General features: G+C 49.2%; 9 protein-coding genes. 2 read left to right on the forward strand and 7 right to left on the reverse strand.

The genetic code is table 11. The annotated features are described in order from the left end of the window. Position 1: 1 nt before the first annotated feature. The 5 genes from H6F91_RS02570 to H6F91_RS02590 all read right to left on the reverse strand — a co-directional run bounded on the left by H6F91_RS02570 (position 2) and on the right by H6F91_RS02590 (position 6620). Positions 2–1504 (reverse strand): mannitol dehydrogenase family protein, encoded by a 1503-nt coding sequence (locus tag H6F91_RS02570; protein WP_190772505.1) that lies wholly within the window; start codon positions 1502–1504, stop codon positions 2–4. A 358-nt stretch (positions 1505–1862) separates the two neighbouring features. Then, a complete protein-coding gene (gene ugpC / locus H6F91_RS02575; RefSeq protein ID WP_190772504.1) occupies positions 1863–2972 on the reverse strand; it encodes a sn-glycerol-3-phosphate ABC transporter ATP-binding protein UgpC in 1110 nt (369 codons plus the stop codon). A gap of 40 nt (positions 2973–3012) precedes the next feature. Continuing rightward, positions 3013–3864: a carbohydrate ABC transporter permease gene (locus H6F91_RS02580; protein ID WP_190772503.1), complete on the reverse strand. Its 852-nt coding sequence runs from the start codon at positions 3862–3864 to the stop codon at positions 3013–3015. 12 nt (positions 3865–3876) lie between these two features. Then, on the reverse strand, positions 3877–4782 hold the full coding sequence (locus tag H6F91_RS02585) for a sugar ABC transporter permease (protein WP_190772502.1): 906 nt from the start codon (positions 4780–4782) through the stop codon (positions 3877–3879). A 485-nt stretch (positions 4783–5267) separates the two neighbouring features. Further along, entirely contained in the window at positions 5268–6620 is a 1353-nt protein-coding gene (locus tag H6F91_RS02590; RefSeq protein WP_190772501.1) for a sugar ABC transporter substrate-binding protein, read from the reverse strand. 162 nt (positions 6621–6782) lie between these two features. Between H6F91_RS02590 and H6F91_RS02595 the strand changes: the two genes are divergently transcribed. Together H6F91_RS02595 and H6F91_RS02600 are read left to right on the forward strand one after the other, a co-directional pair. Then, positions 6783–7589 (forward strand): SDR family NAD(P)-dependent oxidoreductase, encoded by an 807-nt coding sequence (locus H6F91_RS02595; RefSeq protein ID WP_190772500.1) that lies wholly within the window; start codon positions 6783–6785, stop codon positions 7587–7589. A gap of 263 nt (positions 7590–7852) precedes the next feature. Further along, positions 7853–8794 carry a sugar-binding transcriptional regulator gene (locus tag H6F91_RS02600; RefSeq protein WP_190772499.1) on the forward strand — a complete coding sequence of 314 codons (942 nt, stop codon included), beginning with the start codon at positions 7853–7855 and terminating at the stop codon, positions 8792–8794. A gap of 245 nt (positions 8795–9039) precedes the next feature. Here the strand turns inward: H6F91_RS02600 and H6F91_RS02605 are convergent, their stop codons facing one another. Both H6F91_RS02605 and istB read right to left on the reverse strand, forming a co-directional pair. Next, the gene (locus H6F91_RS02605; RefSeq protein ID WP_190772498.1) at positions 9040–9282 is read right to left on the reverse strand and encodes a hypothetical protein; all 243 of its coding nucleotides are present in this window, start codon (positions 9280–9282) and stop codon (positions 9040–9042) included. Between the two features lie 253 nt (positions 9283–9535). Then, positions 9536–10336, reverse strand: coding sequence for an IS21-like element helper ATPase IstB (gene istB / locus H6F91_RS02610; RefSeq protein ID WP_190789210.1), 801 nt, complete (start codon positions 10334–10336; stop codon positions 9536–9538). Between the last annotated feature and the right edge of the window lie 131 nt (positions 10337–10467).

The following is a 10467-nucleotide window of genomic DNA, read 5'->3' on the forward strand; positions in this document are numbered from 1 at the left end:
TCTAATGCGGGTGTTTTAACAGATGGGCGATCGCCCCCTTCGCCCCTAATTCAGACAGATGCCGCAATTCACGGCCAATAACCTCCGCCAGACGGGACGATTGCGCTAAATCCCCAAATACTTCTTCGACCTGAAGCAGTGGTTGAGGATTGACGCCACCCGTGTGGGCCCTTTCGGTGAGAATGTGCGCCATGGGGTCATCAATGGCAATGGGATTTCCCAGATCATCTACCCCATTGAGGTAGCGGAACCAGGCGGCAATGGTCAGCCCCAGGTAATCGATTGCCCCACCCTGATTCAGCGCATCCCGCAGGGAACCCAGAACAAATTTTGGCATCTTTGCCGCTCCATTTAAACAGAGACGGGGCAGTTGATCCTGAATTTTAGGATTAGAGAAGCGCTCAATGAGCGTCCGTTTATAGTCGTCCAGATCAATACCCGGTACTGCTTCCAGGGTTGGTTGTACCTCGGCCATCAAACGGTCGACGGCCTGTGTAAATAACGGATCAGCCATGACCTCATCGACATAGTGGTAGCCTGCCAGGGTACCCAGAAAACCAATCATCAAATGGCTGGCATTCAGCAAGCGAATTTTCATCAGCTCATAGGGATGCACCCGGTCGGTCATTTGTACTCCAACGGTTTCCCAATTAGGGCGGCCTGCGCAGAAGTCATCTTCCACAACCCATTGGAGAAAGGATTCCGCAACTACGGGAAAACCATCGTCAATGCCAAATTGTTCGGCGACCATACGAACATCCGCAGCAGTGGTTGCCGGGGTGATGCGATCGACCATGCTATTTGGGAAACTCACATTCTCCGAAATCCACTGACCCAATTCAGGATTCTGCAAATTTGCGAACGCGGTCAGCATCTTACGGGCAATATTGCCGTTCCCCTGCAAATTGTCACAGGACAGTACTGTGAAGGGGCCAACACCTTGCTGACGACGCTGATCGAGGGCGGCTGTTATGTACCCGAAGGCTCCAATGGGTTCGGTTGGGTGCTGTAAATCATGCTGAATTGTGGGATGATTTACCTCTAATTCACCCGTACCCTCATTGTAGTAATAGCCTGCCTCGGTAATCGTGAGGGAAACAATTTTGCAATTTGCATCGGTCATTGCATCAATAACCGCTTGTCGATTATCAGGGGCAAAGAGATATTGGGTGATAGAACCGATGATACGAGCATGATCCCCACCAGGCGATCGCTCCACTAGAGTATATAAGCAATCTTGAGATTGCAGCGCATCTCGCATGCGTTCGTCATACACTAGCAAACCAACTCCACAAATCCCCCACTGATGATCGGAAGTTTGATGAAAGTAATTGTCCAGATATAATGCCTGGTGTGCGCGGTGGAAACCACCAACACCGATGTGAACAATGCCATCGGTGATGGAATGGCGATCGTATTGAGGAATTTGTACGTGTTCTGGTAAGCGTAACAAAGATGCTTCAGTCAGCTTAATTGTGGCGTTTGCATGAGTTGAAGTATTCATGGTACTCCAGTGAAACTTGAAGGGTGTTTGTTTGGAATGAAGTCTGGTTTTATCAAATGAATCAATGCTCTTGCAGAATTAGACTTGTGATTGCTTTATGGAATTTAAGATTGCAATCCGAAGTTCTCTTTCTTGCATCTTGAGATCGGCTAGGCTTGACTGGAATGAATGGTATTTAACACAATTTCTGTCCCTGAAATAGCAAAGCCTATCCCCAATCCTTCTTGGAAGGGAAACTCTAAACTTCAGGCATCTCTATCGCTGATTGAATTCTTTAACCTCCATCAAAAGATCCCAGATCTAGATGGAGAGTGGCAATAGCTCTGCGACTTCTTCAAGAAACCGCAGAGCTGGCGTGTTAGGAGTGCATTAGAGGATGAAGTTCGGCCTTGGGAATGGCCTCTCCCTGGGTATTGAATAGGTGACAACGATCGCCATCTACATAAATGGGAATCTGCTCATGGGTGCGAATGAGGCGATCGCCCTCCGTTTGCACAACAATAGTATCGCCGCCTGCCAGTTTGGCATAGACAAAAGTTTCGCCACCCAGCCGTTCTACGACGATGACCTCACCTTGCATCGTGGCGCGAGTATGGTCGAGAGTAAGGTGTTCAGGGCGAATGCCGAGAGTAGCGCGATCGCCTACAGCAATGCGCCCAGGTTGCAGGGGTAAGGTAATCACTTCACCCCCCGGTAACTCAACACGGGTTGCCACTTCACCGACCGCCGTGACGGTCACTGGCAAGAAGTTCATCCGAGGAGAGCCAATGAACCCCGCCACAAATAGATTTCTTGGACGGTGATATAGCTCCAAGGGAGAACCCACCTGTTCAATGATGCCACCCTGCAACACCACAATTTTGTCCGCCAGGGTCATCGCTTCTACCTGATCGTGGGTGACATAGATCATTGTGGATTGTAGACTGTCATGCAGACTGGATAACTCAATCCGCATTTGTACGCGCAGAGCCGCGTCCAGGTTGGATAAGGGTTCATCAAACAGAAAAACTTTGGGATTGCGAACCAGGGCACGACCAATCGCAACCCGTTGTCGCTGGCCCCCTGATAACTCCTTGGGTTTACGCTCCAGGTAGGGCTCCAGTTGCAAGATACGGGCTACATCCCGCGCACGCTCGTAGCGCTTGGCTTTAGATAGCCCAGCAAGACGCAGACTAAAAGCCATGTTCTCCGCTACCGTCATGTGAGGATATAACGCGTAGGTCTGGAACACCATCGCTAACCCCCGCTTGTCGGGTGGCACGTCGTTCATGCGTTCCCCATCAATGAACAAATCACCCGATGTAATTTCTTCCAACCCAGCAATCATGCGTAGCAGGGTTGATTTGCCACAACCCGAAGGGCCAACGAAGACAACGAATTCGCGATCGTTGATGTCCAGATCGATTCCTTTGATCACATCAAAGTCGGTGTACTGTTTGCGAATGTTCCGCAACGTAACGGTAGACATAAAAGCTCCTCGTCATGCTCTCAAAAATTAGGATGAATTATTACTTCACAGCACCAAAGGTCAGACCGCGCACCAATTGCCGCTGGCTCAACCAACCAAAGATGAGAATAGGGGCGATCGCCATCGACGATGCCGCTGAAAGCTGCGCCCAGAAAAGCCCTTGAGGGCTAGAAAATGATGCAATAAATGTGGTTAATGGAGCGGCTTTTGATGTTGTCAGGTTCAAGCTCCAGAACGCTTCATTCCATGACAGGATGATAGCTAATAAGGCTGTTGAAGCAATTCCTGGTAATGATAACGGTAACAACACATGGAGTACTTCCTGCCACGTTGAAGCACCATCCATTCGTCCTGCTTCGAGAATGTCTTTGGGTACATCTCTAAAGAAGGTATAAATCATCCAAACTACAATAGGCAGATTAATCAGGGTATAGATAATAGCCAGACCAATGCGTGTATCCAGCAACCCCGAATCACGAAAAATCAGGTAAATCGGAACCAATACCCCAACGGGAGGTAACATCTTTGTGGACAACATCCACAATAAAGTTCCTTTTGTTCCTTTTGTTGGAAAGAAAGCCATGGCATAGGCCGCAGGAACCGCCAGGAGGATGGCTAGAATAGTAGAACCAAGGGAAATCACTACACTATTCATCGCAAAATTCAGGTAATTGGCTCGCTCCTGAATCGTGACGTAGTTTTCAAGAGTCGGCTGGAAGAATAGCTTCGGCGGCAGGGCAACTGCTTCCACTTCAGTCTTGAAACTGGTCAGTACCATCCAAAAGATGGGGAAAAAGAGCAGCCCGGCCGCCAACCATCCGAGCAGTGTTACCACCAGACGGCGGATTGCCTTTTTATTTTTTGAAGGAGAGGTTTGAGTCACTGGTGTCATGGTGATATCCCATTAAGCATCAACATTGCGGGCAACGCTACGCATTAAGAAAATAGCGACGATGTTGGCAAGCACAACCGCAATCAAACCGGCGGCCGATGCACCACCCACATCAAATTCAAATAAGGCCCGGACAAAGATGAAGTAAGCCAAGTTCGTCGTTGCCAACCCCGGTCCTCCGGATGTAGTAACGAAAATTTCCGCAAAGATGGTGAGGAAAAAGATGGTTTCGATCATGGCGAGAACGGCGATCGCCCGCCCCAAATGCGGCAGGGTGATATACCGAAAAATGTCCATTGCCTTCGCGCCATCCATTCTTGCTGCTTCCACTTGCTCGTGGTCCAGCGATTGAATCGCCGTCAACAGAATCAGCAACGCAAAGGGTAACCATTCCCACGACACAATTAGAATGACCGACAGCATTGGGTACTGAGCAAACCAGTCAACTGCCCCTAGCCCCAATGAACGCGTGATGTAGGCGAATAATCCATTCACCGGATGCATCAGCAGGTTTTTCCAGATGAGGGCACTGACGGTCGGCATAACGAAGAAGGGGGCGATCGCCAACAACCGGGCTACCCCACGTCCCCAAAACTCTTCATTAAACAAAACCGCCAACACTACTCCTAACCCGATCGTGATGAGCAGTACTGCCCCTACTAAGATCAGCGTATTCCAGATAGATATCCACAATGCTGGCGAACTCAGCAAAGCTACATAATTTCCCACCCCCACAAACCCGTTGTTGGTGGGATTTAACAAGTTATACCGTTGCAACGAAAACCATATCGTCATCAACAACGGCACAATCATCCAGATCAAAAGAACCACGATAGATGGGCCGACCAATGGCAACGTCGCCACTTGCCGCCTGGACGTGGATTTCTTCTTGCCTTCAACTGCCAACGTAGAAGCCATAGGACATAAAAAGCAAACGCTAAAAAACAAATAAACTGAAGCTCAAAAAGCTTATTTGAATAAGGTGAAACGCTCATTCAAAATCACTAATTTTCATTCTCAAGACTGCTCCTAAAATGAGGTAGAGCTTTCGAGTAACAATGTCTAGCCAGAGGCTAGAAGCAGGGAAATCAGTTTTGTTAAATTGCACCGATGTCTGGATAGTTTGAGCCGGAGAAGGTCTATTTAAGTGGTGTAAAAACCTAAATTCAAGGCTCGCCCATGCAAAGCGCTACACTTATCGCTCACCGACAACTTCTTGCAGAGGGGGCGTTGGGGGACAAGCCACGCCCCCCAACAGGAGATAGGGTCAAGTTAAACCTCTAATACAGCCCCATTTCAAGGAGGTGATTAACTGAGGGTTAATCACCTTTCGAGCATGACAACTACAACCCTACCCAGAGTAATTTAGTAATTTATGGAGGGTTTTAGTCAACCCCAATAAATTACTTGATGTATCCGCCTCGCTTCATGGTTTCTTCTGCTGTCGACTGTGCTTGCTGCAATGCTTGATCCACCGACGTTTGTCCCGTCAAAGCTGCGGCTAGCGTTTGTCCTACCTGCGTTCCTAACGCCTGAAACTCAGGAATTGCCACGAACTGAATGCCCTTATAAGGTACAGGGTCTGCTGTCGGCTTACTGGGATCGGCTGACTCAATCGAACTCAACACAATTGATGCAAACGGCGCAGCCTTTTGATACTCTGGATTTTCGTAAGTAGACTTTCGTGTTCCCGGCGGTACCGCTACCCAACCACGCTCCTGGGCTACCAACTGCACATACTCCTTGGATGTTGCCCAGGCAATAAATTGCTCTGCTGCTTCTGGCGACTTCGTAGAAGACGGAACCGCCAAAGACCAGGCCCACAGCCAATTCGAGCCATTAGGATACTCGGCAACAGGAGCCTTAGCAAAGCCAACTGTATCCGCTACCTGTGACTCCTTCGGGTCGGCTAACTTACCTGCCGCTACAGTCGCATCAATCCACATCCCGCATTTACCCGTCGAGAATAGAGCCAAGTTCTCGTTAAAGCCGTTAGAGCTAGCTCCTGGAGGTCCATCCTTCTTGAGGATGTCGACATAGTAATTCAGGGCTTCTTTCCATTCAGGGCTATTCAGCGCTGGTTGCCAATTGGTGTCAAACCACTTTCCTCCAAAGGTATTCACCAGGGTGGTAAAGTATGCTGTGTTTTCGCCCCAACCTGGCTTGCCCCGTAGACAAATGCCATACACGCCATTATTAGGATCATTAATTTTGTCAGCCCACTCACGCACCTGAGCATAGGTTGGTTGATCCGGCACGGTAATGCCGGCCTGCTCAAACAGATCCTTCCGGTAATAGAGCATCGAGCTTTCTGCATAGAAAGGTAGAGCATAGAGCTGATTCTCGTAAGACAATGCTTCCTTCACAGGCGGCAGGAGATCATTCGTGTCATATTCTGCTGGCAAATTCTCTAGAGGCAAAAGCCATCCCTGTTTTGCCCAAATAGGTGTTTCGTAAGTACCAATAGTCATAACGTCAAATTGCCCACCCTTGTTGGCAATGTCATTCGTTACCCGTTGGCGCAACACGTTCTCTTCCAGAACCACCCAATTCAGGTCAATGTTAGGGTGAGCTTTTTCAAATTCGTCCGACAGGTCTTGCATGATTACCATGTCGTTGTTGTTAACCGTGGCGATGGTCAACGTGGTGTTGTCACCAGCTTGCTGACCTCCTCCTAAAGTGCAGGCATGCAGCTGAACCAGCAAAATCCCAATTAAAAAAGCGCCAATCACGCGAGCCGCGCGAAACTTCAGCATCTTATGGCTCCTTATTTTTACCAGAAGGTAAATTAACAAATATTGATACTCTGCTCTTCTGCTGAGCATTTGCTCAATAATTGAAATAATACCGTCCTGCTTCCCAATCCTGAGAAGACGATGGACATTTGCAACATATATTCATTGATGAGGAACTTAGGGATGGTCGCGATCGCACGCTACAACTTCGCAGGCAAGACCATTTTGATTACCGGAGGAGCGGGAGACATTGGTAAAGCAACTGCTCAGCGCTTCGCAAAAGATGGAGCCGCCATTGTTCTGCTCGACTTGAATGCTGAGAAAATGGCTGCCGCTGCAGAGCAACTCTCAGAATTTTCCATACCTGTTGTGACGCAATGTTGTGATGTGACTCAGTTCGATGCAGTGGCCGAGGCCTTTGCCAAAGCTGCCGAAAAACAGGGTCGCATCGATTATGTTTTTAACAACGCTGGGTTTCAGGGAGCCTTTGCAACAACAGATGAGTACCCAGAAGATGACTTTCGTAAAGTTATGGATATTAACGTGTTAGGGGTGTTTCATGTCCTCAAGGTGGCAGCGCAACACATGCGGGCAATGGGAGGTGGGGCGATCGTTAACATGGCTAGCCATGCCGGAGTTGCAGGCCCCCCCAACATGCTGGCCTATGGTGCATCCAAATTTGCTGTTGTCGGTATGACCCAAACCGCTGCTAAGGATTTAGCGGCCTATAACATCCGGGTCAACGCCCTCTCCCCTGCCCTGATTGGTCCTGGCATGATGTGGACTCGGCAGACAGAATTACAGGCTGCTGTAGGTTCTCAATACTTTGACGCCAATCCCAAAACTGTAGAGCAGCAAATGATTGGCTCAGTTCCTATGCGCCGTCTGGGAAGCTTAGAGGAGGTGGCTCAGGGGGTAGCTTTTTTACTGAGTGATGAATCTAGCTATATAACTGGGTTTAACCTAGAAATTACGGGTGGCATTAATTAGATGACAGTTTCTCATGGATGGGCTGTCAAGCTGTTGTAGGAATGATTGGCAAATCGCCCTTCTGCTCCTAAAGGTATATGCGGTTACAGGCATGTAACCCGTTTCTGAGGAAATAGTGTTGAGGGAAACAATCAAAATAAGCCGTTATGTTCAGAAAACTGCAATCCATCAAAAGGCATAAATATGGGCAAAAAACCTGACCTCGGGCATATGCTCAAAGTGTGAACAAACGAGGCTAGCCAAGAACGAAGGGAAAAAGAGTGATGGAACGGCGCGATCGCAAACTCGATCAGGCGGCTCACGCAGCGTGGCTTTATTACATCGCCAGCAATACCCAAGAAGAGATTGCTGCGAAGTTGAATGTTTCCCGGCAAGCTGCCCAACGCTTAGTGGCTTTGGCTGTTAGTGAGAAGCTTATCAAGTTTCGACTGGACCATCCCCTGAGTGAGTGTATTGCCTTAGCCGAGGCCCTACGGGATAAATTTGAGTTGAAGCTTTGCGAGGTTGTACCGAGTGATGCAGGAAATGGTGAGGCTGTGAGCGGCATCGGTGTATGTGCAGCTACGCATTTAGAATATTATCTAGCGAGCAAAACTCCTAACATTCTGGCTTTTTCTTCGGGTCGCAGTCTACGGGCCATGGTGGATCAGATTTCACCAATGCACCAACCTCAGCATAAGATTGTTTCGATTATTGGCAATATGTCACAGTATGGCCGAGCAGGGCGGCATGAGGTTGTCATGCGCTTGGCAGACCGAATTGGCTCTCAAGTGTATCTGGTGCCAACCCCGGTTGTGGCTACCAGTGCTGAAGAGCGCGACCTGTTACAAACCCAGCGATCGTTTGTGACGGTGAAGACTTTAGCAGAGCAAGCAAAAATTACTTTTGTGGGTGTGGGTCAGGTGATCTGGAATGGCCCGCTTCATCAAAATGGTTTTATCAATGATGAAGAAGTTACGCAACTCATGGAATTGGGCGCGGTAGGCGAGATCGGTGGCTGGGCTTATGATCAGTACGGGACTGTCCTTTCAAAAAGTACAAATCTGCGAGTTGCCAGTTTTCCTCTGGAGCAACCAACCCAACGCTTGATGGTGGCGGTGGCGGGAACAGAGCAGAAAGTGGATGCAATTTTAGGTGCCCTTCGGGGCCGCATTATTAACGGTTTGATTACTGATGAAAGCGTTGCAAAAGCAATCCTGAAATAGGAGTTAGATATTCAGACATTTTTGAATAGTGGCATAGCACTGTAACCACCTACTTACAATGCTTCTCAAGCGCTTAAAATCTAGTTATTTTTGTGAGAGCCGCGCTGAACGCGGCTCTCACAAAAATAACCGTGGCTGATTCAAGCGCAAAGCGCTGTATTTATCTTCAGTTTGGGTGAAGGGAGTTTTCGAGTGCCATGCACTGGGCAGCACTCGAAAACCCCCTTCACCCAAACTGAGATTGTTTAGGGGCTTGTCTCCAATACATTAAGGTTATAAATTCCCGTGGTTCCAGCTGGAATTTCAAAGGTAGTCACTGGCGCATTGTTGCCGAATAGCCAGATTTCATAGCGGCCTGGTTTGAGTCCTGGTGCTACAAAGCGTCCAACCCGGTTGGTGATAATTTCCACCACAGGCCAATCAGGATCAGATTGAGAGAGAATGCGGCCATGCTGTAAGGCTAGGGGTTGGCGTTGGTTATCAATCAACGTGCCCCGAGCTAATACAGTGGCTTCTTATCAAATGTCAAGCGGGTTGAGGTGTCGCGACAGCAGAGTTGACGGGTTAAAGACATAGACCGCAACGACAACATCAGATCGCAACGACAATTTCGGATCGAAATGACAACATCAGATCGCGACGACAATTTCGGATCGCGACGACAACATCAGATCGTAGTGACAGCAGCAGGACTCAACGACCCCATAGGATCGCCTTTACCAGACACACGCTATGAGAAAGCTAGGAGGCGGACTTACTAGAACGGTTCGTTGCTGCCCGTTTGCGATAGCTATCGGTTTTGATTTCCACAATCAAGGCATGATGCACCAAACGGTCTACAGCGGCGACCGTCATCATGGAATCGCTAAAGATGGTATCCCAGGCACTGAAGGGTTGATTGGCCGTGATGAGTAAGCTTTTGCGCTCATAACGATGGGCAATCAACTCGAAGAGGACACTGGTTTCTGCTTCGGACTTTTTGACATAACCCAAATCATCCAGCACGAGCAAATCAAAGCGGTCCAACTTCTTGAGGGCCGCTTGTAGGCTTAGATTCAGTTTGGCTTGCTGGAGGGACTGTACCAGGGCGAGGGATGGAAAGAACTTGACGCGTTTACCAAACTCCACCATACGACGGGCCACACCACTGGCTAGATGCGTCTTTCCAACCCCTGAAGCCCCGAAAATCAGACAGTTCTCCCCCCGCTCCAACCACCCTGGGTCATCCGCCAAGTTCATCAGTGGAGCCGGATTGAAGTTTGGGATATGGCTCCACTCAAAGTTGGAGAGGGTTTTTGCGTTTGGCAGTTGGGCCTCGCTGAGGGCGCGCTTGAGCCGGGTATTCCAGCGGTGTTGCACCTCCAATTCGCACAGTGCCAGCAAGAACTGGGCGTGCGACCATCCTTCCTGCATCGCCTGTTGTTCGAGTTCCTCCCACTGGGCCAGCATATGGGAGAGGTGCAGTTGCTTGAGGTAAAGACTGAGGCTCTGGTAAGGGCTGATGGGGTGTGTCACTAACTCGGGGGCTGAGGAGTTGGTCATAGCTGGAGAGTTCGTGTTGGGTGACGTTCACCTGCTGGATAGGACGACGTTGTAGCAATTGGAAATGCTCTTGTAAGCCCACCAATGTCAGGGTTTTGGCGTCCAGTTGTGTGTGCAAGTAGTGAGCAACG

The sequence above is a fragment of the Leptolyngbya sp. FACHB-8 genome (assembly GCF_014695575.1).
GTDB lineage: Bacteria > Cyanobacteriota > Cyanobacteriia > Elainellales > Elainellaceae > Vacuolonema.